The organism is Acidovorax sp. DMC1 (assembly GCF_056314325.1).
This window is the reverse complement of record NZ_JBQUYO010000002.1, coordinates 19,448-45,128: the sequence shown is the minus strand read 5'-3', so window position 1 is coordinate 45,128 and position 25,681 is coordinate 19,448. Positions and strand designations below refer to the sequence as shown.

Genomic DNA, 25,681 nt, shown 5'->3' with positions numbered 1-25,681 from the left:
GTAGCAGCCACCGTGTGCTTTTGTCACGCGGGCCCATCACATGATCCAACTAAAAAACGTTACCCTGCGCCGCGGCACGAAAGTCGTGCTCGACAGCGTGTCCACCACCATCAACCCTGGCGAAAACGTCGGGCTTGTGGGGCGCAATGGCGCAGGCAAATCCAGCCTGTTTGCACTGCTCAGCGGCAAGCTGCATGAAGACGGTGGAGACTTTCACATTCCGTCGAGCTGGCGCATGGCCGAGGTCGCGCAGAACATGCCCGAGACCGATCAATCCGCCACCGACTTTGTGCTGGAAGGCGACACGCGCCTCGCCGAGGTGCAGCGCCAGCTGGCCGAGGCTGAAGCCAGCGACGATGGCATGGCCATTGCCCATGCGTATTCCGACCTGCACGACGCCGGCGCCCACGATGCCGTGGCCCGCGCCCAGGCCCTTATCCTTGGGCTGGGTTTTCGGGTGAGCGAACTCGACCAGCCCGTCAACAGCTTTTCGGGCGGCTGGCGCATGCGCCTGCAATTGGCGCGTGCGCTGATGTGCCCCAGCGATTTGCTGCTGCTGGACGAGCCCACCAACCACTTGGATCTGGATGCGCTTGTCTGGCTCGAAGCCTGGCTCAAGCGCTATGCGGGCACCATGATCGTGATCAGCCACGACCGCGAGTTTTTGGACGCGATCACCAATGTCACCCTGCAAATCCAGCAGGGCGAATTGAACCGCTACGGCGGTAACTACAGCAAGTTTGAAGAACTGCGCGCCCAGCAACTGGAGCTGCAGCAGGCCAGCTTTGCCAAACAGCAGGAAAAGATGGCGCATCTGCAGAAGTTCATCGACCGCTTCAAGGCCAAAGCCAGCAAGGCCAAACAGGCGCAAAGCCGGGTCAAGCAACTCGAACGCATGGAGAAAATCGGACCGGTGCTTGCCGAGGCCGAATTCACTTTCGAGTTCAAGGAGCCTGCCAACCTGCCCAATCCGATGCTTGCCATCAGCGATGCGTCGTTTGGCTATGTGGACGAAGAAGGTACGCCCACCACCATTCTCACGGGCGTCAACCGATCCGTGCTGGCTGGGCAGCGCATCGGTATCCTGGGCGCCAACGGACAGGGCAAGTCCACGCTGGTCAAGACCATTGCGCGCACCATGAAGCCGCTCGCGGGCAGCATCACGGAGGGCAAGGGGCTGAACATCGGGTACTTTGCGCAGCAAGAGCTCGATGTGCTGCGCCCCAGTGAAAACCCGTTGGAGCACATGATCCGTCTGGCCAAGGAACTAGGGCCGGATGCCAAGCAACCGAGCCGTGAGCAGGATCTGCGCAGCTATCTGGGCAGCTTCAACTTCACCGGCGATATGGTCAAACAGGCCGTGGGCACCATGAGCGGTGGTGAAAAGGCGCGCCTGGTCCTGGCCATGATTGTCTGGCAACGCCCCAACCTGCTGCTGCTCGACGAGCCCACCAACCACCTGGACTTGGCCACCCGCGAGGCGTTGGCCATGGCGCTCAACGACTTCGACGGCACCGTCATGCTGGTCAGCCACGACCGTGCACTGCTGCGCTCGGTGTGCGAGGACTTCTGGATGGTGGGCCGGGGCGTGGTCGGCCCGTTCGACGGAGACCTCGACGACTACCAGCGGTACCTGCTCGAAGAATCCAAGCGCCTGCGCGAAGAAGCGCGGCTTGCCGAGCAGGCACAACAACAGGCCTCACAGGCTCCTGTTGCAGCCCCAGCCGTCGCACAGCCAACGTTGGCACCTTCCGTGGCTGTGCCCCCACCTGCGCCCTCTTCCCCCCCCGCACGCGACGGACGAGAGCAACGCAAGCTGGATGCCCAGACCCGTCAACAACTGGCCGAAAAGACCCGCCCGCTCAAGAAAGAGCTGGAGCAGATCGACAAGCGCCTGGCGGCCTTGAGTGCAGAACGCACCGCATTGGAGCAAAAACTGACGGAAACCCTGCCTCCCGCAGAGATCGCCGAATGCGGCCGACGCCTGAAAGCTGGGAACGACGAAACGGAAAAACTGGAGGAGCGCTGGCTGGAAATTTCTTCTGCGCTCGAAGAAATTTCAGCGGCTTCTGTGGGGTGAAGATGTAAAGTCCTGTAAATTTTCGCCAGAATTTTCAGGAATTTACCAAGCCATATATGAATTTACAGCTATAAAAAATGTAGCTATTTTTTGGGCCAATCTACAGGCTATTGCGGTTGCATTTTTTTGCGAAAGGCTGTCAACGAACCATGGACGGGCCGCGTTGTTGGTACATCACAGGAGTTTTCCACCATGAATACCACCGCAATCTTGTCCGCTTGGCCCGAAGACGAACGCGACCGCAAGCGCGCTCCCGCCCGCTTCTGAAGGCACGGCAGCCCAGCCTCTGTTGTGCATAACGATGCCGCCGCGCAGCACATAACAAGCATAAACCGTACCAGAACAGGAAAATGCAGGTGCCTACATAGACCCCGCATTTTTTCAGACGGCCCTAGCAAGGTCAGACCCATCGATCTGCGTCCTTGCAAAGCCCAACAAAAAAACCCCGCTTTCGCGGGGTTTTTTGTTGGCTCAACAGCGATGTGCCACTCTCAGCCCATGTGCAGGCCGCCATTGACAGAGAAGTCTGCACCCGTGGCGTACCCGCCCTCTTCCGAGGCCAGCCAGGCGATGATCGAGGCAATCTCGCTCGGTTCGCCCAGGCGCTTGACCGGGACGGTAGCAACGATCTTCTCCAGCACATCCGGGCGGATCGCCTTGACCATGTCTGTGCCGATGTAGCCGGGGCTGACCGTGTTGACGGTAACGCCCTTGGTGGCCAGCTCTTGCGCCAGGGCCATCGAGAACCCATGCATGCCCGCCTTGGCTGCGGAATAGTTGGTTTGACCTGCCTGGCCTTTTTCGCCGTTGACCGAGCTGATGTTGATGATGCGGCCCCAGCCCTTTTCCACCATGTCAGACACCACTTGCTTGGTGACGTTGAACATGCTGTTGAGGTTGGTTTCGATCACTGCGTCCCAGTCTTCGCGCGACATCTTGAGGAACATGCGGTCGCGCGTGATGCCGGCGTTGTTGACCAGCACGTCGATGGTGCCGTGCTCTGCCTTTGTCTTGCCGAAAGCTTCCACCGTGGAATCCCAATCACCCACGTTACCGACCGACGCATAAAACGTGTAGCCCAGGGCCTTTTGCTCGGCCAGCCACTTGGCGTGGTCCCGTGTCGGGCCGCAACCAGCGATGACCTTGAAACCTTCCTTGTGCAGGCGCTGGCAAATGGCGGTACCGATGCCTCCCATGCCACCGGTGACATACGCGACTTTCTGGCTCATGTGATTTCTCCTTGTTAGTGATTGGCTCAGGACCCACTCTACCGAAGAAATTGGGCGCTGCCGTGAAGGAAAACACTGAAGCCCTTTCCTTTTTGACATATCCGCATGCGTCACACCATTGACGCAAGACAAGCTTAACGATGGGTCACAGGAATGGTGCCTTCAGATGCACCAAAACCAGGCAGTCACAAAGCGTCTATTGAATGTTGTGCAGAAGAAAGACGCCCCCCGGAGGGAGCCGCTAGTGAGTAGGCGACTATGCGTGCCGTGGCGCCAGCGGCAAGGATTCCCACCCTGGTTTGGCGAACAGATAGCCTTGCTGGTAGCGGACGCCCAGCGATCTCAGGTAGGCCGACTCTGCTGGGGTCTCAATGCCCTCGGCCACTATGTCGATGGACAAGCGTTGGCATACCAACACGATGCCGCACACAATCGCCTGACGCACCGGGTCCTGGTCGATGTTGCGAATCAGTTCCATGTCGATCTTGAGCACATGGGGCTGGAATTGAACCAGCATGTTCAGCCCCGCATAGCCCGCACCAAAGTCGTCGATGGCCGTGATGAGACCCTGGCGCCGGTATTCATTGAAGATGGACTTGAGGTGGGCGCCGCTGGTGACTTGCTCGCCCTCAGTCACCTCGAACATGATGCGGCTGTGCGGAAAGTCGAACTCCTCAGCCGCTTCCATGGTGGCGCGGATGCAGGTCTCGGGTCGGTACACCGCATTGGGCAGAAAATTGATGCTCAGTCGGCAGTCTGGCAAGCTCGCCAGCCCAAGGCGCGACGCGAGTTCAATTGCTTTGACGCGGCAGGCTTGGTCAAACCGGTAGCGGTTGGTGTCATCCACCCACGACAGCACCGTCCCGGCCGACTCGCCATCCACACCGCGTACCAGCGCTTCGTAGGCGAACGGACGATCCAACTCCAGATCCATGATGGGCTGGAACGCCATCGTGAAGTCGAACGGAAGCTGCGTCTTGTCACGACAGGATTGGCAGCCCATGGGTTCGAAGGGTTGGGCAAAAATGGTCACTGTCATGGGAAAAGATGGTAGCGCATCATTACAAACTTGCGGCTTTCTGGTACCCAATCAGATACAGCCTTCCGGAGTTGCGCGCCGGCCTGCATTAGAGGGTTGTGAGTCAGGGACAGCACTCCCAAACGCGATACAGCGCTTTCTCTCCTTAGGAATTCAGGGCAACCAACAAAAAAGGCCGCATGGACATGCGGCCATTTTGGGGTGGGGATAGGCAGCACCTTCGATCAACGCATCGTTGGAACTACTCAACTATCCCAAGCTGAGGCTGACGCTTAACGCTCCACCGCCAGCGACACGCCCATGCCGCCGCCGATGCACAGCGCGGCCAAGCCCTTCTTGGCGTCACGGCGCTGCATTTCGTGCAGCAGCGTGACCAGAATGCGGCAACCCGACGCGCCAATGGGGTGGCCGATGGCGATAGCTCCACCGTTCACATTGACCTTGGCAGGGTCGATTGCCAATTCCTTGTTCACCGCGCAGGCCTGGGCGGCGAAGGCCTCGTTCAGCTCGAACAGGTCCACATCGGCCGCATTCCAGCCTGCGCGCTGCAAGGCCTTGCGCGAGGCCGGCACGGGGCCCATGCCCATGGTGGCGGGGTCCAAGCCGCTCGTCCCAAACGCGGCGATGCGGGCCAGAGGCTTGAGGCCCAGGGCCGCAGCCTTCTTGGCGCTCATCACCACCACGGCGGCGGCGCCATCGTTCAGGCCCGAGGCATTGCCCGCCGTCACGCTGCCCGCCTTGTCGAAAGCGGGGCGCAGGCCGGCCAGGGCTTCGGCATTGGTCTTGCGGTTGAGGTATTCGTCGGTGTTGAAGAGGATCGGGTCGCCCTTCTTTTGCGCCAGGCTCACACCGACGATTTCATCGACGAACTTGCCGGCATCCTGCGCTGCAGCGGCCTTTTGCTGGCTGGCCAAAGCCAGTGCGTCTTGCATGTCGCGGGTGATGCCGTACTGCTTGGCCACGTTTTCTGCCGTGATGCCCATATGGTACTGGTTGTACACGTCCCACAGGCCGTCCACGATCATGGTGTCCACCAGCTTCCAGTCGCCCATGCGCTGACCGTCGCGCGAGTTGGGCAGCACGTGCGGCGCCAGGCTCATGCTTTCCTGGCCACCGGCCACGACGATCTCGCTGTCACCCCAGGCCACGGCCTGGGCGGCGAGCATCACGGCCTTGAGGCCGGAGCCGCACACCGCATTGATGGTGAGTGCGGGGGTTTCCTTGGCCACGCCTGCTTTCATCGAAGCCTGGCGCGCTGGGTTCTGGCCCACGCCCGCTGCCAGCACCTGGCCCATGATGACTTCGCCAATCTGGTCGGACGAGAGGCCTGCGCGGGCGATGGCTTCGCGGATCACGATGGCGCCGAGGTCGGCCGCGGGCGTCTTGGCCAGCGAGCCACCAAACTTGCCCACAGCGGTGCGAGTGGCCGAAACGATGACGATGTCTTCCATGGAATGTCCTTGTAGTGGTGAGTGGTGGTTCAGTGATTCTCGCAGCGACAAAAGTCAGGACTTTTGCGTATCAGGCTTTCTGCTTGACGTAGCGGCCGGGCGCGGGCTCGATGGCCTTGAATTTGGTGCCTTTGCCATAGGCCTTGGGCGCTGCAATCTGTTTGCCCGCATGGCTCTTGAGCCAGCCTGACCAGTCGGTCCACCAGCTGCCGGGGTGCTCGGTAGCGCCGTCCAGCCATTGGTCGAGCGTGCCGGGAAACTTGCCGTCGGCGCGAATCCAGTGGCTGCGCTTGCCCTTGGCGGGTGGATTGATCACGCCAGCAATGTGGCCTGACGCGCCCATCACAAAACGCTTCTTGCCTGGCAGCACCTGGGTGGATGCGTAAGCGGCCGTGGCGGGAACGATGTGGTCTTCGCGCGAGCCATAGATGTAGACCGGCAAATCGAGATTGCCCAGGTCCAGCTTTTCGCCGCACACCGTGAGCTTGCCTGGTTTGACTAGGTTGTTCTCCAGGTAAAAATTGCGCAGGTACCAGGCGTAGAACGGGCCGGGCAGGTTGGTGCTGTCGCTGTTCCAGTACAGCAGGTCAAACGGCGGCGGCGTTTCGCCCTTGAGGTAGTTGCCCACCACGTAGTTCCAGACCAGATCGTTGGGGCGCAAGAAGCTGAAGGTGGACGCCAGGTCCTGTCCCTTCATCAACCCGCCATGGCCCATCTGCATCTCGCGGAACTTGACGAAGGCCTCGTCGATGAACACATCGAGGATGCCGGTGTCGCTGAAGTCGATCAGCGTGGTAAGAAAGGTGGCACTGGCCACGGGCTCGTCGCCACGCGCCGCCAACACAGCCAGCGCGTTGCTGAGGATGGTGCCCCCCACGCAAAAACCCAGCGCGTTGATCTGCTCGGCGCCGGTGATGTTCTGCACCACGTCAATGGCGGCCATGGCGCCGTCTTCCACGTAGTCGTCCCAGGTCTTATGGGCCAGGCTGTCGTCGGGGTTGCGCCAGCTCACCACAAAGGTACGGTGGCCCTGTTCGACGGCGTAGCGGATCAGCGAGTTTTCGGGCTGCAGGTCGAGGATGTAGAACTTGTTGATGCAGGGCGGCACCAGCAAAAACGGCCGCTCGTACACCTTGGCCGTGAGGGGCTTGTATTCGAGCAGCTGAAACAGTTCGTTCTCGTACACCACCATGCCTTCGGTGGTGGCCACATTGCGGCCCACCTCGAACAGGCTTTCGTCGGTCATCGACACATGGCCCTGCGTGATGTCGTGCAGCAGGTTCTGCATGCCCTTGGCAATGCTCTCGCCCTTGGTCTCGATGGCTTTCTTCTGCGCTTCAGCATTGAAGGCGAGGAAATTGCTGGGCGCCATGGCGGCCATCCACTGCTCCACGCCAAAGCGGATGCGGGCCTTGGTCTTCTCGTCAGCCTCGACCGCCTCTGCCAGGCCCATCAGCGTGCGGGCGTTGAGCAAGTAGGCGGCGGCAGAAAACGCCGCCACGGGGTTGCTGGCCCAGCCTTCGCCGGCAAAACGCTTGTCCTTGACTTCCGGGGTGCCCTGCAGGCCCTGCGCCCACAGCTCCTGCGCTTCCTTGAGGTACTGCTGCTGCAACGCCTGCAGTTTGGTCTGCGACAGCTTCAGGGGCGCTGCGGCAGGTACCTGCGCCCCGAGGTCCAGTTTCTGAAACGATTGCAGCGCCTGCGACCAGCTTTGCCCGAAAATCTGCTGGAACTGCTGGGCGCTCTCGGCCCAGGGTGATTCAGAAGTCATGCTCATTCCTCGATGGTTGGTCGCTCGCAGCGGCTGGGGCCTGATTTTTGTTTCGCGGGTTCATTGTTGCCCACCGCCATGGTGCATGGCAACGAATTCAACGCTTTCAGTGCACACAAATCAATGTACCTCATCGTCATCGCCTGGACCTACGTCACGCTCATGATGGCGGTGGCCGAGGCCACCAGCCCACAGGGCACTGTGCTGGGAGCCATCATCACGTTCGCGTTGTATGGCCTGCTGCCCATGGGCATTCTGGTCTACATCCTGGGCACGCCGTCGCGCAAGCGCAAGATCAAGGCGCGAGAGGCGGCCGAACAGGCCGCGTATGACGCGGAGCAGGCCGCAGCCCGCATGGCCGATGCGGGCGCCGAACCCGCAACGTCAGCCGCGCCAGACGCAGGCGGCAAAACGCCCGCTGCCGCCGAGGGCAACGCTGTCGCGGCGGTGCGAAAAGAACCGTGAGGCCTGCGTGACGGTGCACCACAGCGGGGTGCTGTCATTGCCGTAGATGGCGGTGATGCCCATGGCTTGCAGGCGCAACCGGGCCAGCCCTGCCAGATCGCACAGGTACTTGCCCGGTGCATCGGGCCGCGCCACAAAACACTGAGCAGCCGCAGCACCCAGGGCACTCGGGGCATCGCAGAACGCTGCACGCACCTCCGCCCCGACCTCGAAAGCCGTGGGGCCGATGCAGGGGCCCAACCAGGCCAGCGTGTGGGCGGCAACCTCTGAAGCATACGGGAAGTCAGGCGCCAATGCTACACTTTTTATAGCTGCAGAAGCATGATTCACTAGCACTTCATGGCAAAAAAGCTTGAAAACCGATTCCAGCACGCCCTGCCCTGCGTGCCCGGCCAGCCCACGCCAGCCGGCGTGGGCCGCAGCCACCACCCGACCTGACCGGTGAGCCAGCAACACGGGCAAGCAGTCGGCCACCATGATGGTGCAGACGGCGCCGGGTGCACTGGCCACGCAGGCGTCAGCTTCTGTCCCGTCGGGCGTACCTACATCGAGCAGCGCCACGCCATCGCCATGCACCTGACTCAAGAACACTGCACGCGCGCCCGGGTTCGTGGAATGCAATGCAGACTGCAAGATCTGCCGGTTGGCAACGACCGCCAGCGGATCGTCGCCCACATGGGCGCCCAGGTTCAACTGGTCGTACGGTGCGTGACTCACCCCACCCGCGCGCGTGGTGCACAGCGCATGCACACCGGGCGGTGCAGGCCAGTCAGGCACCAGCCAGTCTGCGTGCAGGCCCGGTACCGACGATGCCACAGCCGTCACGCTTCGCTGTCCGGGCAGGCCGAGGGCTGCGCCTGCTGGAACGCGGGCAGTGCCATGCAAGCCTCAAACGCGCCCATGGTGCGCGGCAGGCCATCCAGGCTGACCTTGAAGCGCTGGGCATTGAAAATCTGCGGCACCAGGCAGCAGTCGGCCAGCGTGGGCGTATCGCCCCAGCACAGCACCGAGGGCGCCATGCCCTGCGCAGCGCGCTCTTGCGCCAGCAGGTCAAGCTGCCGCTCGAACGCCTCCAGCCCACTGCGCACCCAGTGGTGGTACCAGGCGTTCTTGGCATCCTCGTCCACCTTCAGTTCATGCACCAGGTACTTGAGCACACGCAGGTTGTTGATGGGGTGGATTTCGCACGCCACCATCTGCGCCAGTGCGCGCACCCGAGCCCGCGCCAACGGGGTGGCGGGCAGCAAGGCAGGCGTGGGGTGGGTTTCGTCCAGGTATTCGATGATGGCCATGGACTGCGACAGCGCCGTGCCGCCATCGGTCACCAGCGTGGGCACCAGCGCGTCCCCAATGCGGCCCGCGTAATCGGGGGCCTTGTGCTCGCCCTTGACCAGATGCACAGGCATGTAGTCGTACGGCAGGCCCTTGAGCTGTAGCGCGATACGCACGCGGAACGAGGCGGAGGAGCGGAAGTAGTTGTAGAGCTGCATGGCGGAGCGGTGCCTGGGGTCGATCAAACAAGGAACAAAGCCTGTGCGGCATGGCGCCGACAGGCCAGAGAAGGAGTGCGCCCGACAGCCAAGGGCATCCCCGTCAGGCGCCCGAGGTGCCCGCCGGATCCTGGTGGTTGTAGACGACTTTGGAGAGCAGCACCATCAGGTCGGCACTTTCCTGGGCAGTGAGCGGTGCCGTGAGGCGCTCCTGCACGCGCTGGGCGGCATCGCGCATCTGCAGGGCGGCCACTTCGCCTTCGGGCGTGATCCACAGCAGCTTGCGGCGGCGGTCACGGGTGTCGGGCTCGCGGCGGATCCAGCCGCGCTTTTCCAGCCGCCCGATCACCGATCCGGACGTGGCTGCATCGAACGCCACGCGGGCGGCCAGGGTGACCTGGTCCTCGCCCGGCTGGGCCAGCAGCTCGTGCAGGATGGCGAACTGCACCGGCGTCACGTCAAATCCGGCCGTCTCTTCCATGAAAAGTGCCACGGTCCGCTGGTGGGCGCGGCGCACCAGGTGGCCCGGCGTGTTGTGGAAATCGAAGCTCTTTGCCATGGGCGCGAGTGTAGCGCCCCCCAGCAGAGGGCCTGCGCCCATGGCACACTGCCACACTGCGGCGCGCACGGTACTGCGCGCGGTTTTTTGACAGCATTCCCAGAACCATTGAAAGGCAGACATGAGCTACGTGTTTCCTCCAGCCCCCGTGGTCAGCGTGCCCGTGGTGGGCAGCGGCGAACGGTTTCCGGTACACCGCATTTACTGCGTGGGCCGCAACTACGAAGAACACGCCAAGGAGATGGGCTTTACCGGCCGTGAGCCACCCTTCTTCTTCCTCAAGCCTGCGGATGCCATCGTGGTCGTCAACTCGGGCGAAACCGGGCAGCTGCCCTACCCCAGCCTCACGGCCAACCTGCACCACGAGATCGAGCTGGTGGTGGCCATTGGCAAGGGCGGCAAGAACATCCACGCTGCCGACGCTTTCAGCCACATTTACGGCTACGCCGTGGGCCTCGACATGACCCGCCGCGACCTGCAGAACGACATGAAGAAACAGGGCCGCCCCTGGTGCATCGGCAAGGGCTTTGACGCCAGCGCGCCCATCGGCCCCATCACCCCGGCAGCGCAGGCAGGTGATGTGGCCAACGCGCCCATCTGGCTGCAGGTCAACGGCGCAGACCGCCAGCGCAGCACCGTGAGCCAGCTCATCTGGAACATTGCTGAGACCATCGAGCACCTGTCGGCCGCGTGGGAGCTGCAGCCCGGCGACCTGATCTACACCGGCACCCCCGAAGGCGTGGGCGCTGTGGTGCGTGGCGATACGCTTGAAGGCGGTGTGGGCGGCCTCACGCCTTTGCGCCTGACCGTGGTCTGAGCGCTACCGGGCGGCCCTGCCGCCCGGCCAGGTGAACGAAATGCTACGATTTTCATAGCTGGTAGCGCATATTGCACTTGCGCTACCAGCCCATTTGACCCTCAAACCCCTGCATGACCTACCGCAGCCCCATCAAACATTGCCGCGCCTGTGGCACCGCCGTGGTGTACCGCCTTCCGGACGACGGCGACACCAAGCAGCGTGCCGTCTGCCCCGCCTGCAACACGGTGCACTACGAGAACCCACTCAATGTGGTGGGCACGGTGCCCGCGCTGCCCGATGGCCGCATCCTGCTGTGCAAGCGCAACATCGAACCCCGGTGGGGCAAATGGACGCTGCCCGCAGGCTTCATGGAGCTGGACGAAACCACGGCCCAAGGGGCGGCGCGTGAGACCGACGAAGAGGCTGGCGCGCAGATCGAGATTGGCCCCCTGTTCAGCCTGCTGAACGTGCGCCGTGTGGGCCAGGTGCACCTGTTCTACCGCGCCACGCTGCTGAGCGACCAGTTCAACCCGGGCTACGAAACCATCGAGGCCCGGCTGTTTGCTGAAGACGAGGTACCCTGGGACGAGTTGGCGTTCCGCACCGTCAAGGAAACGCTGGAGTGCTACTTTGCCGACCGCAAGGCGGGCACCATGGGCATGCACTTCATCGACATCGAATAGGCGCAGCCATGACGGTTGCCACCTCCACCGCATCGCCTGCATCTTCCGCCCAGGCCAGCACGCCACCCGATGGTTTGCCCGCCTACCGCCTGCTCACCGGTCCCGACGACGCCAGCTTCTGCCGCCGCGTGAGCGACGCGCTGGCGCTGGGCTATCGGCTGTATGGCTCACCGGCGGCCACCTTCAACGGGCAGACCGTGATCGTGGCCCAGGCCATCGTATGGCCCGGCGTGGTGGCCTGACCGCGCAGCCCGACCGAGAAATTCAGCGGCGCGTAAACCCCGCGCCGCGCCCGCTCATTCGCCCCCCACCCGCTCCTCTGCGGGCACCGGTGGCGACACCGAGCCCGGTGGGTCGGTAGTGACCGGCGGCAAACCGCCCGCACCCGCAGGCCGGGGGGACATGCCGGGCACTGGGGCCTGCTGCGGGTCGGTGCGGAAAAGGCCACGAATCCAGTCGCGCATGGTGCTGAGCGAGCTATCGGGCGGCGGCGGTGGGCTGGTGTCGAACTCGTCCACAAACCGGTCGTTGCCGTCGATCACCTTGTTGCGGATGGCCTGCTGCATGAACTCGCCCACCATGGGCAATGCACTGCGCGCGCCCTGCCCCCAGTAGTCGCTGCGCAGTGTGATGCGCCCATCGTTGAACCCGGCCCAGGCCCCCGCCACCACGCGGGTGTGCATCAGGATGAACCAGCCGTCGGTGTTGTCTTGCGTGGTGCCGGTCTTGCCGGCTACGTCGGCCTGGATGCCATAGCGCGTGCGGATGGCCGTGGCCGTGCCCCGGTCCACGGCACCGCGCATGGTGTTGCGCAGGGTCTGCGCCGCCCGGGGCTGGAAGACCTCTTCGGGCACGGGCTTGGCAAAAGTCTCCAGCACCTTGCCATTGCGGTCTTCGATGCTGGTGATGAGCACGGGCTCTACATAACGGCCCAGGTTCACGATGCTGCTGTAGGCCGAGATCATTTCCTTGAGCGTGACCGGGCTCGTGCCCAGCGCCAGGGACGGCACCTCTTCCAGCTTGGACTGCCGCACACCCAGGGCGCGCGCCACTTCGGCCACGCGGGCCGGGCCCACCTGCTGCATCACCTGTGCGGTAATGGTGTTCTTGGAGAACGCCAGGCCGTCGGCCAGCGTCATGGGCTGGTCGCTGGGCGGGCCGCCATCGGTGGGGCGCCAGACGCGGCCGCCGCCCAGCGGGATCTCGACGGCGGTGTCCATCAGTGTGTCCTCGGGCGTGGCGCCGTTGGCAAACGCCGCGCCATACACAAACGGCTTGAAGGTAGAGCCCGGCTGGCGGCGCGCTGCCTGCACGTGGTCAAACGGGTCTTGCGCAAAGTCGCGGCTGCCCACCCAGGCCAGTACATGGCCGGTGACCGGGTCTTGCGCCAGAAAGCCCGCTTGAACGCGCGTCTTTTCGGCGCGCAGCTTGGCCATGAAGGCAGCGTCGTCCAGCAGCGACTTCAGCGCGTCGTCGGGCGTGTCGCCCTTGTCCACGGCCGCGCGGTACTCGGCGCTCTCGCGCACCAAGGTCTGCACCAGCTCGTTCTTGGGGCCCCAGCCATTGCGCTGCGACCAGGCGGTGTCGGCCACACCTTGCAATTGCCGACCCTGCCGCGCCACCGCCTGGTTGGCATAGGCCTGCAGGCGCGAGTCGATGGTGGTGCGGATCACCAGTCCGTCCGAATACAGGCTGTAGCCCTTGCTGTCGGCCCAGTCGATGAGCTGCTTGCGCAGCTGGATCGCAAAGTGTGGCGCCGGGCCCATGACCTCGGTCTGGCGTTCAAAGTTGATGCGCAGCGGGCGTTTTTGCAGGGTCTCGAACTGCTTGGCATCGAGCTTGCCGCGCTTGACCATCTGCGACAGCACCGTGTTGCGGCGGGCCTGCGCGCGCTCGGGGTTGAGCACCGGGTTGTAGTAGGCCGTGCCCTTGAGCATGCCGATCAGCGTGGCGCTTTCCAGCACGTTGAGCTTGTCGGCCGACTTGTCAAAGTAGGTGCGCGCGGCCATCTCGATGCCGTAGGCGTTGTAGAGAAACGGCACGGTGTTGAGGTAAGTCTCCAGGATCTCGTCCTTGGAGTACGACGCCTCGATCTTGAGCGCGGTGATCGCTTCCTTGAGTTTGCGCGTGAGGGTGCGCGAGCGGCCAATTTCCTCCGGGAACAGGTTGCGCGCCAGCTGCTGGGTGATGGTGGAGCCGCCCTGCGGGTCCCCGCGCAGCGTCAGCACCACTGACGATGCCGTGCGCCGCCAGTCCAGCCCGAAGTGCTTGTAAAAGCGGTGGTCCTCGGTCGCTATCAGCGCATCAATCACGTTGGGCGAGATCTGGTTCAGCTCCACCCACTCGCGGTTGGCCCAGCGGTATTCGGCCAGCAGCTTGCCGTCGGCCGACATGAGCTGCGCCGGCAGCTCGCTCTTGGCCTTGCGGATGTCGCTGATACCGGGGGTGAAAGGCACGAGCGCCAGCGTGAACACCAGCAGCGCAGCGGGCACCGCCACCACCGTCCACAGCAGCAGGCGCCGCACGGGCCGGGGAACCCAGGCCAACAGGTCCGCCATGCGGGCCCGGAAAGAAAGCAGCCACTTGTGCATCAATGAATCGCCGGGAAATAAAGGGTCGCTTCAGGACCGCGCCACCAGGGGCCGGTCAGGAAGGAGAAAGGGGAAAGAAAACGCAAAAACAGAGTCGGGCATGGTGCACCGTGCTCCGTGCTCCGTCAGACACCCTGGCCTGACAACAGTTCCAGCATGCCGGCTTCGTCCAGCACGGGCACGCCCAGTTCCTGGGCCTTGGCCAGCTTGCTGCCAGCTTCTTCGCCCGCCACCACGTAGCTGGTCTTCTTGCTGACGGAGCCCGCAACCTTGGCGCCTGCGGCTTCGAGCATGTCCTTTGCCGCGTCGCGGCTCAGTGTGGGCAAGGTACCGGTCAACACCACCGTCTTGCCCGCCAGAATCTGCGGGGCACGCTCGGCCACCGGGCCTTCGGGCCAGGTCACGCCGCAGGCACGTAGCTGCTCGACCACTTCGCGGTTGTGCGGCTGTTCAAAGAAGGTGCGGATGGCCTTGGCCACGATGGGGCCCACGTCGTTGACGGCCAGCAGCTGCTCTTCCGTCGCATCCATGATGGCGTCGAGCACGCCAAAATGCCGCGCCAGGTCCTTGGCCGTGGCCTCGCCCACGTGGCGGATGCCCAGGGCAAACAAGAAGCGCGGCAGCGTGGTCTGCTTGGATTTTTCGAGCGCCGCCAGCACGTTCTGGGCCGATTTCTCAGCCATGCGCTCCAGCGCAATGAGCGAGGTCAGGCCCAGCCGGTACAGGTCGGGCAATGTGCGGATCACGTTGGCGTCCACCAGCTGGTCCACCAGCTTGTCGCCCAAGCCCTCGATGTCCATGGCGCGGCGCGCGGCAAAGTGCAGGATCGCCTCCTTGCGCTGCGCGGCGCAGAACAGGCCGCCGGTGCAGCGGTGGTTGGCCTCGCCCTTTTCGCGCACCACGGCGCTGCCGCATACGGGGCAGGCTGTGGGCATGCGGAAGTTGGGCACATACCTCGAACGCTGCCCTGGCATGACACCCACGACCTCGGGAATCACGTCCCCCGCACGGCGCACGATGACGGTGTCACCCACGCGCACACCCTTCTTGCGGATCTCGAACAGGTTGTGCAGCGTGGCATTGGTCACGGTGACCCCACCCACAAACACCGGCGCCAAGCGTGCGACCGGCGTGATCTTGCCGGTGCGCCCCACCTGCACGTCGATGCCTTCGATCTTGGTGGCCATCTCCTGCGCCGGGTACTTGTGCGCCACGGCCCAGCGCGGTTCGCGGGTCTTGAAGCCCAAGTCACGCTGCAGCTGCAACGAGTTGACCTTGTAAACCACACCGTCGATGTCGTACGGCAGCGCATCGCGGCTGGCACCCACCTGCTGGTGAAACGCTATCAATTCAGTAGCACCTACCGCAATCTGTACCTGCGCTGCCACCGGAAATCCCCAAGATTTCAGCGTCTGCAGCATCTCGTAGTGCGTGCGGAACACCGGCCCACCTTCGGCAGGCGGCGTGATCGCGCCCAGACCATAGGCAAAAAAGCTCAGGGGCCGCTGGGCGGTGATGTTGGAGTCGAGCTGGCGCACGGCGCCTGCGGCCGCGTTGCGCGGGTTCACAAAGGTCTTGCCGCCCTGCTCCCGCTGACGCTCGTTGAGGGCGTCAAAGTCGGCACGGCGCATGTAGACCTCGCCGCGCACTTCCAGCAGTGGCGGCACGCCTTCCGGCAAGGTCAGCGGAATCTGGCGGATGGTGCGGATGTTGTGCGTCACGTCCTCGCCCACCTCACCATCGCCACGCGTGGCGGCCTGCGACAGACGGCCGTTCTCGTAGCGCAGGCTCATGGCCAGGCCATCGAACTTGGGCTCTGCCACGTATTCGATGGCAGGGTCGGCGTCCGACAGGCCTAGCTCGCGCCGCACGCGGGCATCAAAAGCCTGCGCGCCCGTGGCCTCGGTGTCGGTTTCGGTGTGGATGCTGAGCATGGGCACCGCGTGGCGCACGGGGGCCAGGCCCTCCATCACCGCACCAATCACGCGCTGCGTGGGCGAATCGGGGGAGACCAGCTCAGGGTGCGCGGCTTCGAGCGCCTGCAGCTCGCGGAACACGCGGTCGTATTCGGCGTCGGGCACGGTGGGCTCGTCCAGCACGTAGTACTGATGGGCCCACTGGTTGAGCTGGTCGCGCAGCGCTTTGATTTTGATAGCTGGCTGCGCTTGATCCACGGGCGCTTGGGCCGAAAAAAGATCCAAACTCTCGGTCATGGCCGCACCAGCGCTCAGCTGAAAAGGCGCCGCGCCAGCACCGACCCCGCAGACAGATCCCGCCCATCGAGCTGGTCGTACAGCAGCTCCAGGTCGGCAGCGATCGGGTCCATGGCCATCGCTGGCAGCGGGGTGCCGTTCTGGTCGCAGAGCACACCGTCCATGGCCTGGCACAGGGCGGCGGCCACGTCGCGCAGGCGGGCGAAGGGCTGTTCGGTGCGGTGGACCTGGGCGACGTCCAGGCTCAGCGTGATGTCGCGGATGGCGGACTGGTCGGGGTCGTCGGCCAGAGCAGCCTGGGTGTCGTAGCCCAGCGTGAGTAGCGGCGGCAGACCCTGGGTGCTGGCGGGCAGCACCAGGCGGCCGGGCATGGCACCGGGCACAAAGCCCAGGCGGGCAGCATTTTGCTGCACGTAGCCCGGGCTCCACGCGGCCTGGCGGGCGCGCAGCATGAACATGAGCTGGGCATCGTGGTCGCTGGCGAACTGGTCCAGCTCGCGGGCGCGGGCCACTTCCTGCAGCATGTCGGGGAAGTCGGGAGCAGCGTTGATGGCGTCGGCAAAGGCCTGGGCCTTGACCACGAACTCGGAAAACTCGATCTCGTTGAGCGCGCCCATGCGGTTGGCGAGTTGCACGCCCGCCTGGAAGGACTGGTAGCGCTGACCGGGGGCGGGGGTTTCCCACTGCTGGGTGGCTTCGTTCAGGCCTTCGATGGCAAAGGGCTTGCTGCCTGCGCGGCGGGTGGGCGGCAGTGCGACCAGGGCCGCGTCGCCGGACACCACATGCTCGGGCTGTAGCGAGGCGATCACATCGATGAGCGGGTCCAGCCCCGGGCGGCGCTCGGGCGAAAACGGCGGCACGGGCAGTTGCAGGGCGTCGCCCGCGTCCACGGTGTGTTCCGACGGCTCCGGCCCCCGGTCCAAGCCGTGGAACTCGCTGGGTGGCATGGCACCTGTCGCGCCCGCATCAAAGCCGGGCTCCAGGCGCTGCGCGGGCTCCGCCGCCGGGTCGTGCTCTGTGGGCAGTGCGCGCTTGGGCGCGTTGCGGCGCGAGGTCCAGGTGTTGTAGGCCACGATCAGGGCCAGCACCAGGCCACCGATGATGGCCAGACTCAGTTGCAATGTGCTCATGTTTGATTGAATGGGTTCAAGCGTCCACCATCGAGAGGGCCGACTCCATATCGACGGCCACGATGCGCGACACGCCCTGCTCCTGCATGGTCACGCCGATCAGTTGCTCGGCCATTTCCATCGCGATCTTGTTGTGGCTGATGAACAAAAACTGCGTGCCCTTGCTCATGCTGGACACCAGCTTGGCATAACGCTCGGTGTTGGCGTCGTCCAGCGGCGCGTCCACCTCGTCCAGCAGGCAGAACGGCGCGGGGTTGAGCTGGAAGATGGCAAACACCAGCGCAATGGCCGTGAGGGCCTTTTCACCGCCCGACAGCAGGTGGATGGTCTGGTTCTTCTTGCCGGGCGGCTGCGCCATCACCTGCACGCCAGAGTCCAGGATTTCGTCACCGGTGATGATGAGCTTGGCCTGGCCGCCGCCGAACAGCTCGGGGAACATGCGGCCGAAGTGCGCGTTGACAGTGTCGAAGGTGCCCGAGAGCAGCTGGCGCGTTTCGCCATCGATCTTGCGGATCGCGTCTTCCAGCGTGTTCATGGCCTCGGTGAGGTCGGCGGTCTGCGCATCGAGGAACACCTTGCGCTCGCTGGCCAGCTTGAGTTCATCCAGCGCGGCCAGGTTGACGGCGCCCAGGGCCGTGATCTCCCGGTGCAGGCGATCAATTTCGCTCTGCAGGCCGCCGATGCGCACATTGCCCTCCTCGATGGAGCGGGCCACGGCCTCCAGGTCGGCCTGGGCGTCTTGCAGCAAGGTGGTGTATTGCTCCAGGCCCAGGCGCGCGGCCTGTTCCTTGAGCTGGAATTCGGTGATGCGCTGGCGCAGCGGGTCGAGCGCGCGTTCCAGCTGCATGCGGCGTTCGTCGCTCGCGCGCAGCTTGGTGGTCAGGTCGTCGTATTCGCTGCGCTGAGCGGCCAGGGCCTTCTCGCGCTCCATTTTGAGTTCCAACGCGGCCTGCAGGCCGCCTTGCGCTGCGGCATCCGACAGGCGGGCAAGCTCATCGCGCGCACGCTGCTCTTCGTCGGCCAGGGCCTTGGCCTGCTGGGTGGCGGTTTCGATGGAGCGGTTCAATTCAGCGCGGCGCGCCTCCAGGCTGCGCTGCGAGAACGTGGCCTCTTGCGCCTGACGCTCCAGCGTGCGCTGCTGTTCACGGCAGGCGGCCAGCTTGCGCTCCGCCTCGATGACCTTGTCGCCCAACTGGGCCTCGCGCTCCTGGCTGTCGGCCAGTTGCATGTCCAGCTCTTCAAAGCGCGCCTCAGCGGCCACACGGCGCTCCTGCAGGTCGGCCAGCTGGGCCTCGACCTCAGCCAGGTCGCCGTCGATCTGTGCGCTGCGGGCGCGGGTCTGCTCGGCCAGTTGCGTCAGGCGCAGGGTCTCCACCTGCAGCTCGTGCGCACGGCTCTGGGCCTCGGTCGCTTCGCGGCGGGCGGACACCAGGCGCTGCGAGGCATCGGCATAGGCGGCCTCGGCGCGGACCAGGGCGGTGCGCGATTCTTCGGCGATCAGGGCCTGCGCGCGCAGTTCCTTTTCAAGGTGTTCGATCTCTTGCGCGCGGGCCAACATGCCGGACTGCTCGGAGTCCTGCGCATAAAAGCTCACGCTGTGGGCGCTGACGGCATGGCCCGTGGGCACAAACACCGTCTCCCCAGGTTGCAGCTGGCTGCGGCGGGCCAGGGCTTCGTCGAGCGTGGGGGCCGTATAGCAGCCCTGTAGCCAGTCGGTGAGCACGGCGCGCAGGCCCGCGTCATTGAGGCGCAGCAGATCGGACAGGCGCTGGTGCTGGGACGGCGCCTCGGGCTGGCCGGCTGCAGGCGCGCTGTAAAAGGCCAGGCGCGCTGGGGGCGCATCGTTGCCGCCGGAGCCCAGAAAACCGCGCACCATGTCCAGGCGGCCCACTTCCAGCGCGGCCAGACGCTCGCGCAGCGCGGCTTCAAGGGCGTTTTCCCAGCCCTTTTCGATGTGGATGCGGCTCCACAGACCTTGCAGGCCATCGAGGCCGTGCTTGGCGAGCCAGGGGCGCAGCTTGCCGTCGGTCTTGACCTTTTCCTGCAGGGCCTTCAGGGCCTCCATGCGGGCCGACAGCTCGGCCTGGCGCGCACTTTCGGCGTTCACCGCCTGCTGGCGGGCGCGGCGGTCTTCGTCCAGCTGGGGCACGGACTCCTGCAGCTCGTACAACCGTGCCTCGGTGGTTTCGGCAATCTCCTGCGCTTCTTCGAGCTGCTCGCGCAGGTTGTTCAGGCGGGCTTCATCGGGCGCGGCCAGCGCGTTGCGGTCGGTACGCAGGCGTTCAAAGCGGGCGTCGAGCTGGCGGCTTTGCTCGTCAAAGCTGCGCTGCTCGGCGGCCAACACGCCAATCTGCTGCTGCACCTGCACGACGCTACTGCGCTGCTCGGCCGTGCGGGCCTGGGCCTGGCGCAGGGCTTCTTCCAGGTCGGGCAGCTGCATGGCCTGCTCTTCGACCTGGGCGGCGAGCAGTTCGGCGCGCTCTTCGGCGTCCACACCGGCACCGGCCAGGTTTTCCAGCTCCACATCGGCGTCTTCCTTGCGGGCCTGCCACTGAGCGATCTGCTCGGCCAGCTGCACCAAGCGCTGCTCCACGCGCTGGCGGCCTTCGACCACGTAGCGGATCTCGGCTTCGAGCTTGCCCACTTCGGCCGTGGCTTCGTAGAGCTTGCCCTGGGCCTGGTTGACCTGGTCGCCTGCAGCGTAGTGGGCCTGGCGGATGGTTTCGAGGTCGGACTCGACCGCGCGCAGGTCGGCCATGCGCGATTCGAGGTCGTTCACGGCCTGCAGGCCATCGAGGCGCACCTTGTTCTGCTGCTCTTCGGCCTCGGCCCGCTTCAAAAACCACAGCTGATGCTGCTTGAGCGTCGCGTCTGCATGCAGGGTGTTGTACTTGGCGGCCACCTCGGCCTGCTTTTCGAGCTTTTCGAGGTTGGCGTTCAGCTCGCGCAAGATGTCTTCGACCCGCGTGAGGTTCTCGCGCGTATCCGACAGGCGGTTTTCGGTCTCGCGACGGCGCTCTTTGTATTTGGAGACGCCCGCCGCTTCCTCCAGGAACAGCCGCAGTTCCTCGGGGCGCGATTCGATGATGCGGCTGATGGTGCCCTGGCCGATGATGGCGTAGGCGCGGGGCCCGAGGCCCGTGCCCAGGAACACGTCCTGCACGTCGCGGCGGCGCACAGGCTGGTTGTTCAGAAAGTAGCTGCTGGTGCCATCGCGGGTGAGCACGCGGCGCACCGCGATTTCGCCAAACTGGCCCCACTGGCCGCCCGCGCGGTGGTCGGAGTTGTCGAACACCAGCTCCACACTGGCGCGGCTGGCCTGCTTGCGGGTGGTGGTGCCGCTGAAGATCACGTCCTGCATGCTCTCGCCGCGCAGCTCGCTGGCCTTGCTCTCGCCCAGCACCCAGCGCACCGCGTCCATGATGTTGGACTTGCCGCAGCCGTTAGGCCCCACCACGCCGACCAGTTGCCCGGGCAGCATGAAATTGGTGGGTTCAGCGAACGACTTGAAGCCGGAGAGCTTGATCGAGGTAAGACGCACGGATCAGATGGCGGGTAGATGCAGAAGAGACGCGGCGGTCAACCAGGGCGCCGGTGCGCAGTCCCGGCGTACAACACACCGGCAGGGCCGGGTATGGGCAAGGCCGGAATGATACCGCGCCGCCTGCCTGGCCCTGGCGCTCAAGGGCCGCTGGAGGCGCCCGCAGGCCGGTTGGCACCAAAAATCCAGACAAATCGGCCTGATGCGCTAGTGCAATATGGCTTAATTGCTATCGATTTTGATAGCCAAAGGCGACGACCATCAAGGCAGCACACACACCTGGTTACGCCCGCCCGACTTGGCCTTGAACAGAGCCTCGTCCGCGCGGGCCACTGCCTGGGGCAGGTGCTGCAGGGCAGAGATCTCGCACGCGCCAATGGACACGGTGAGCTGCTCGGGCTCGGTGATGTCCTCCACCGCGCGGCGCAGCTTTTCGGCCACCTTCAGCGCGTCGGGCAGTGCGGTCTGGGGCAGGCAGACCAGAAACTCCTCGCCGCCCCAGCGAATGATCTCGTCGCCGCGCCGCAGGGCATCGGTCAGCACCCTGGCCACTGCCTGCAGGGCTTTATCGCCCGCATCGTGGCCAAAGCGGTCGTTGATGCTCTTGAAACGGTCCAGGTCCATCAGCAGAATCGACGAAGCGGGCTCGAACAGGGAGGCCCGGTACACACGCCGGTCGATCAGGTCCACAGCGTGGCGGTTCAGCAGCCCGGTCAGCGCGTCGTGGTACGCGGCGCGCTGCAGCTCCTGGCGCTCGGCGGCCACGGTCATGAGTGAGCCAAACAGCTCGGCCAGCCCCGCAAACAGGCTCTCGCCGACTTCGTCAAAGTAGCCATCACGGTCGGCATACAGCACAAAGATGCCGCTGTAGCCATTGAAGGTGGAGGCAATGGGCAAGGCCAGCACGTGGTATATGCCGTGGTGGCGTGCCGCGTCGCGCCAGGGGCCAAATGGGGACAGCTGCGACACCGTGAAAGGGCCCGCAGACTTGCCCTCCAGCGTGGTGAAGGCAGGGCCGATGCGGGTGAGCAGGTTGCGCTCGATGTTCAGCGACTCGGCATAGGCGGCGGCTGGGCCTGCGTACACCTGCGGGCGGATGGTATGTGTGTCGGTGGGGCCAAACCAGGTCCAGGCCAGGCGGATGTGGCTGGTGACATCCACGATGGCCTGGCACACCCCGCGGATGATCTCCAGCTCGCTGCGCCCCAGGATCAGCTTGGCAGAGCGCTTGAGCAGCATCTCCGCAATCACCGAGCGCTCGCGCTGTGCGTCAAAGCCTTGCGGCAATGGCACGGATGCGGGAGGTGAAGGCTTTTTGAAGAACATGGAGGCGGTGGCGATCAAGCGCCCGCATCATAGGTCGCGCAGCCAGCCCGCGAATGCAAAGGGTCTACGGCGTCGCGTTGCCACCCGCCCCCTTCTCTGGCCCCACACGCCCGGGCCCGGCGCAGGGCCCACGCCATCAATGGCCTCCATCCAGGTTGCCATCCAGTGCACCGTTCGTGCGGCGGACCAGTGCCTCGAACTCGGCCACGGCCACAGGCGGGCTGAGCAGGAAGCCCTGCCATGCATGGCAGTGATGGCGTTCCAGAAACTCGCGCTGCGCCTCGGTTTCCACGCCCTCCGCGATCACGCGCAGGCCCAGGCTGGTGCCCAGGGCCACCACCGTGCGTGCGATGGCGGCGTCGTTGGGGTCGGTGAGCACGTCGCGCACAAAGCTCTGGTCGATCTTGAGCTGATCCAACGGCAGGCGCTTGAGGTAGCTGAGCGATGAATAACCGGTGCCAAAGTCGTCCAGCGAAAAGCCCACGCCGTAGCCTCGCAGCTGGCCCATCTTGTCGATGGTGTCTTCCACGTCCTGCAGCAGCAGGCCTTCGGTCATCTCCAGCTTGAGCTGGTGGCCGTCGGCCCCCGCCCCCGCGAGTGCGGCGAGCACCTGGGCTACAAAGCCCGTCTGGTGGAACTGCCGAGGACTCACGTTGACTGCCAGGCTCAGCGTGGCCAGGTCGGGCTGCTGGGCCCACGCGGCCAGGCGGCGGCAAGCCGCCTGCAGCACCCATTCGCCCAGCGGCAGGATCAGACCGGTTTCTTCGGCCAGCGGGATGAAATGCGCGGGCGAGATGAAGCCGTCGCGCGGGTGCCGCCAGCGCAGCAGGGCCTCGGCGCCGATGATGCGGCCGTGGTCGATCTGGGGCTGGTAGTACAGCTCGAACTGGCCCTGGGCCAGGCCCACGCGCATATCCAGCTCCAGCGTGGCACGGGCGCTGACTACGGCCTGCATCTGGGGGTCGTAAAAGCGCAGGGTGTCACGGCCCGCGTTCTTGGCCTGGTACAGCGCCAGGTCGGCACGCTTGAGGAGTTCATCCACCGTCTCGCGCGTGCCGCTGTAAATAGTGACGCCCATGCTCAGCGAGCTGTGGTGCGCGTCGCCGTCGATCTGGTACGGCTCGCGCAGCACGCCCAAGATGCGCTGGCCCACGTCTTCAGCGCGGGCGGCGGCCTCTTCAGGGCTGTCGCCCAGGTCTTCCAGCACCACCACAAATTCGTCGCCGCCCTGGCGGGCAACGGTGTCGTCCTCGTGCACGCAACTGCGCAGGCGGTGCGCCACCTGCAGCAGCAAGGCATCGCCCCGGTCGTGGCCCCGGGTTTCGTTTACCGTCTTGAAGTTGTCCAGGTCCAGCATCAGCAAGGCGCCGCTGCGCTGGTGGCGAGCACTGGTGGCCAGTGCCTGCTGAAGGCGGTCCATCAGCAGCCGGCGGTTGGGCAGGCGGGTGAGCGGGTCGTAGTAGGCCAGCTGGTTGATCTCTTCCTCGGCAGCCTTGCGCTCGCTCAGGTCCTGCATGGTGATCAGGCGCCCGCCTTCGACAAAGATGCCTGAGATCTCCACCGGCTTGTATTTGCCGTCAGCGCAGCGAATGGTGTATTCGGCCAGCGGGATGATGCCCTGGTGCGAGGTATCCAGCAGCCGCTGGCGGATGGCCTCCCGCTCGGTGGCGTCGGGGTAGGCTCGCTGCCACCAGGTGTTGGTGTCGGGCACTTCCTCCTGCGTGTAGCCGCAGATCTGCACATAGCGCGCGTTGCGAAAGCTGATCAGACCGTCGTCCTGCACCAGGCACAGGCCCATGGGCAGGCGCTCCAGGATGCTGCGCAGGCGTTGCTCGTTGGCGCGCAGGTTTTCTTCCATGCGCTTGCGGCCGGTGATGTCCTGCACCACGGCAATGTGGTACCCAGGGGCAGAGCCCGAGGCCCACATGGACGACACGGTAAGGTCGCCCCAGACCTCGTGTCCATCCCTGTGAATGTAGCGTTTTTCCAGCCGGTATTCGGGGACATCCCCATTTTGTAAACGCCTGGCCTGGGCGAGGTCTGCCGCCACGTCGTCGGGATGGGTGAGGCTCTGAAAGGTCATGCCCACCAATTCCTGAGGGCCGTAGCCCAGGATGTCGGCGTAGCGCTGGTTGACGCGCACGAACTGGCCCGTGTCCGAGTCCACCTGCGCGACCCCCACCGTGGTCTGGTTGAAAAGCGCCCGAAAGCGCTCCTCGCTCTCGCGCCGCGCCTCGTCGGACAGCTGGGCACGCACCAGCGCCAACGTGCGCTGGCGCACCAGCAGGGCCACGGTGGACGCCAGCAGCAGCGACACCAGCGCCGCAGCCAGCCCGGCCAGCCAGGGCAAGCGGGTTTCAGAAGGAGTGAGGAACGAGCGGGTGGGGTAGAAGGTGAGCTGCCAGCGCCGGTCGTGCACCACCAGCATACGCACCAGGGGTCGAGCCTCCGGCAGGCCAGGGGCTGTCTGCTCCAGCAAGGGGCGCACGGTGTTGTCACCGGAGTTGGGGCGCACGGGGCCCAGGTCATCCATGGAGACCGCAATCCCGTTCAGAAACCCTTGGCTGCCCAGCCCCTGCACCAAGTCATACACCCGCAGCGTGGAGGCCACCGCCCCCACAAACCGCTGCTCGGCTGCACCAGCCGTGGGGTCGAACACCGGCACACGGATGACGATGCCCGCTCGGTGCGAGGATTCCTGCAGCAGGTCGAACGGGGCGGACACCACGGTCTGCCCGCTGTCGCGGCTGTAGCGCATCGCCGCCAAGTTGGTGGGCTGTGCGCTGATGTCCAGCCCCAGCACGCCCTCGTTGCCAAACATCGGCCAGAGGTATTCGGCCACAAAGTATTCGGGACGCTCACCGGGGGGGTGGATCTTGAACTGGGGCAAGCCTTCGGGGGACAGCGAAGTGTCGGCCCGCACCCGGGCCTCGTAGGCCTCGCGCTCGGGACCGGGCACCCAGCGTGTGAAGGACAGGTTGCGCACACCGGGGTACCGCTGGCCCACCTCCATCTCGCTGGCGGCCCGTTCAAAGTCCAGGCGCGACAGGCGCGGGTTGGCGGTGAAAAGGCCCCGCAGCCCATTGACCACCTCGGTATGGCCTGCGATGCGCTGGCTCAGTGCGTCGGAGAACGCCCGTGTTTCCTGTGTGAAGCGGGCCTCCTCAATCTGGGCCATCGACGCAGCCTGGTGCTGCGCCAGCCACAAACTGAGCACCAGGCCCAAGGCAGCCACCCCAATACCCGCCACCCAATGCCGATAACGGCTTTGGGGCGCCTGCGCAGCCAGCGGGGAGGGATGGAAAGAAGTCAGA

The 25,681-nt window shown here is 64.9% G+C and carries 18 protein-coding genes; 5 read left to right on the top strand and 13 right to left on the bottom strand.

Translation table 11 applies throughout. The features are described 5' to 3' along the window. The first annotated feature begins 40 nt into the window (after positions 1–40). The gene (locus ACT531_RS04625; RefSeq protein ID WP_476016647.1) at positions 41–2,080 is read left to right on the top strand and encodes an ABC-F family ATP-binding cassette domain-containing protein; all 2,040 of its coding nucleotides are present in this window, start codon (positions 41–43) and stop codon (positions 2,078–2,080) included. A gap of 491 nt (positions 2,081–2,571) precedes the next feature. Here ACT531_RS04625 and phbB read toward each other — a convergent pair whose 3' ends face one another. The 4 genes from phbB to ACT531_RS04605 all read right to left on the bottom strand — a co-directional run bounded on the left by phbB (position 2,572) and on the right by ACT531_RS04605 (position 7,570). Then, positions 2,572–3,309, bottom strand: coding sequence for an acetoacetyl-CoA reductase (gene phbB, locus ACT531_RS04620; protein WP_056062618.1), 738 nt, complete (start codon positions 3,307–3,309; stop codon positions 2,572–2,574). Between the two features lie 256 nt (positions 3,310–3,565). After that, positions 3,566–4,348 carry an EAL domain-containing protein gene (locus ACT531_RS04615; protein ID WP_343735922.1) on the bottom strand — a complete coding sequence of 261 codons (783 nt, stop codon included), beginning with the start codon at positions 4,346–4,348 and terminating at the stop codon, positions 3,566–3,568. Between the two features lie 272 nt (positions 4,349–4,620). Continuing rightward, on the bottom strand, positions 4,621–5,799 hold the full coding sequence (locus ACT531_RS04610) for an acetyl-CoA C-acetyltransferase (RefSeq protein ID WP_060985858.1): 1,179 nt from the start codon (positions 5,797–5,799) through the stop codon (positions 4,621–4,623). Between the two features lie 70 nt (positions 5,800–5,869). Further along, positions 5,870–7,570, bottom strand: coding sequence for a PHA/PHB synthase family protein (locus ACT531_RS04605; RefSeq protein ID WP_476016646.1), 1,701 nt, complete (start codon positions 7,568–7,570; stop codon positions 5,870–5,872). A gap of 123 nt (positions 7,571–7,693) precedes the next feature. Here ACT531_RS04605 and ACT531_RS04600 point away from each other — a divergent pair, with 123 nt between their 5' ends. Continuing rightward, positions 7,694–8,035 carry a hypothetical protein gene (locus ACT531_RS04600; RefSeq protein WP_476016645.1) on the top strand — a complete coding sequence of 114 codons (342 nt, stop codon included), beginning with the start codon at positions 7,694–7,696 and terminating at the stop codon, positions 8,033–8,035. Here ACT531_RS04600 and ACT531_RS04595 read toward each other — a convergent pair. The 3 genes from ACT531_RS04595 to ACT531_RS04585 all read right to left on the bottom strand — a co-directional run bounded on the left by ACT531_RS04595 (position 7,955) and on the right by ACT531_RS04585 (position 10,084). Further along, positions 7,955–8,860: a purine nucleoside phosphorylase YfiH/LACC1 family protein gene (locus tag ACT531_RS04595; RefSeq protein ID WP_476016644.1), complete on the bottom strand. Its 906-nt coding sequence runs from the start codon at positions 8,858–8,860 to the stop codon at positions 7,955–7,957. The two genes, ACT531_RS04600 and ACT531_RS04595, sit on opposite strands and share 81 nt — an antisense overlap. Then, entirely contained in the window at positions 8,857–9,525 is a 669-nt protein-coding gene (maiA, locus tag ACT531_RS04590; protein ID WP_476016643.1) for a maleylacetoacetate isomerase, read from the bottom strand. The genes ACT531_RS04595 and maiA overlap by 4 nt, the downstream gene beginning before the upstream one ends. 103 nt (positions 9,526–9,628) lie before the next feature. After that, entirely contained in the window at positions 9,629–10,084 is a 456-nt protein-coding gene (locus ACT531_RS04585; RefSeq protein ID WP_043566498.1) for a MarR family winged helix-turn-helix transcriptional regulator, read from the bottom strand. A 121-nt stretch (positions 10,085–10,205) separates the two neighbouring features. Between ACT531_RS04585 and ACT531_RS04580 the strand changes: the two genes are divergently transcribed. The 3 genes from ACT531_RS04580 to ACT531_RS04570 all read left to right on the top strand — a co-directional run bounded on the left by ACT531_RS04580 (position 10,206) and on the right by ACT531_RS04570 (position 11,808). Further along, a complete protein-coding gene (locus tag ACT531_RS04580) occupies positions 10,206–10,901 on the top strand; it encodes a fumarylacetoacetate hydrolase family protein (RefSeq protein ID WP_476016642.1) in 696 nt (231 codons plus the stop codon). 113 nt (positions 10,902–11,014) lie between these two features. Then, the gene (locus tag ACT531_RS04575; protein ID WP_015014179.1) at positions 11,015–11,566 is read left to right on the top strand and encodes an NUDIX hydrolase; all 552 of its coding nucleotides are present in this window, start codon (positions 11,015–11,017) and stop codon (positions 11,564–11,566) included. Between the two features lie 8 nt (positions 11,567–11,574). Beyond that, entirely contained in the window at positions 11,575–11,808 is a 234-nt protein-coding gene (locus ACT531_RS04570) for a DUF1737 domain-containing protein (RefSeq protein WP_476016641.1), read from the top strand. 54 nt (positions 11,809–11,862) lie between these two features. Here the strand turns inward: ACT531_RS04570 and ACT531_RS04565 are convergent, their stop codons facing one another. The 6 genes from ACT531_RS04565 to ACT531_RS04540 all read right to left on the bottom strand — a co-directional run bounded on the left by ACT531_RS04565 (position 11,863) and on the right by ACT531_RS04540 (position 25,608). Further along, a complete protein-coding gene (locus tag ACT531_RS04565) occupies positions 11,863–14,157 on the bottom strand; it encodes a penicillin-binding protein 1A (protein ID WP_476016640.1) in 2,295 nt (764 codons plus the stop codon). 125 nt (positions 14,158–14,282) lie between these two features. After that, complete coding sequence (gene ligA, locus ACT531_RS04560) at positions 14,283–16,370, bottom strand: NAD-dependent DNA ligase LigA (RefSeq protein WP_476016639.1); 2,088 nt, start codon at positions 16,368–16,370, stop codon at positions 14,283–14,285. Between the two features lie 14 nt (positions 16,371–16,384). After that, a complete protein-coding gene (locus ACT531_RS04555) occupies positions 16,385–17,500 on the bottom strand; it encodes a cell division protein FtsZ (protein ID WP_343735917.1) in 1,116 nt (371 codons plus the stop codon). Positions 17,501–17,516: 16 nt separating this feature from the next. Next, positions 17,517–21,041 carry a chromosome segregation protein SMC gene (smc, locus tag ACT531_RS04550; protein WP_476016638.1) on the bottom strand — a complete coding sequence of 1,175 codons (3,525 nt, stop codon included), beginning with the start codon at positions 21,039–21,041 and terminating at the stop codon, positions 17,517–17,519. Between the two features lie 261 nt (positions 21,042–21,302). Further along, a complete protein-coding gene (locus tag ACT531_RS04545; protein WP_238990665.1) occupies positions 21,303–22,334 on the bottom strand; it encodes a GGDEF domain-containing protein in 1,032 nt (343 codons plus the stop codon). Positions 22,335–22,503: 169 nt separating this feature from the next. Beyond that, positions 22,504–25,608 (bottom strand): bifunctional diguanylate cyclase/phosphodiesterase, encoded by a 3,105-nt coding sequence (locus ACT531_RS04540; protein WP_476016988.1) that lies wholly within the window; start codon positions 25,606–25,608, stop codon positions 22,504–22,506. Positions 25,609–25,681 lie beyond the last annotated feature (73 nt).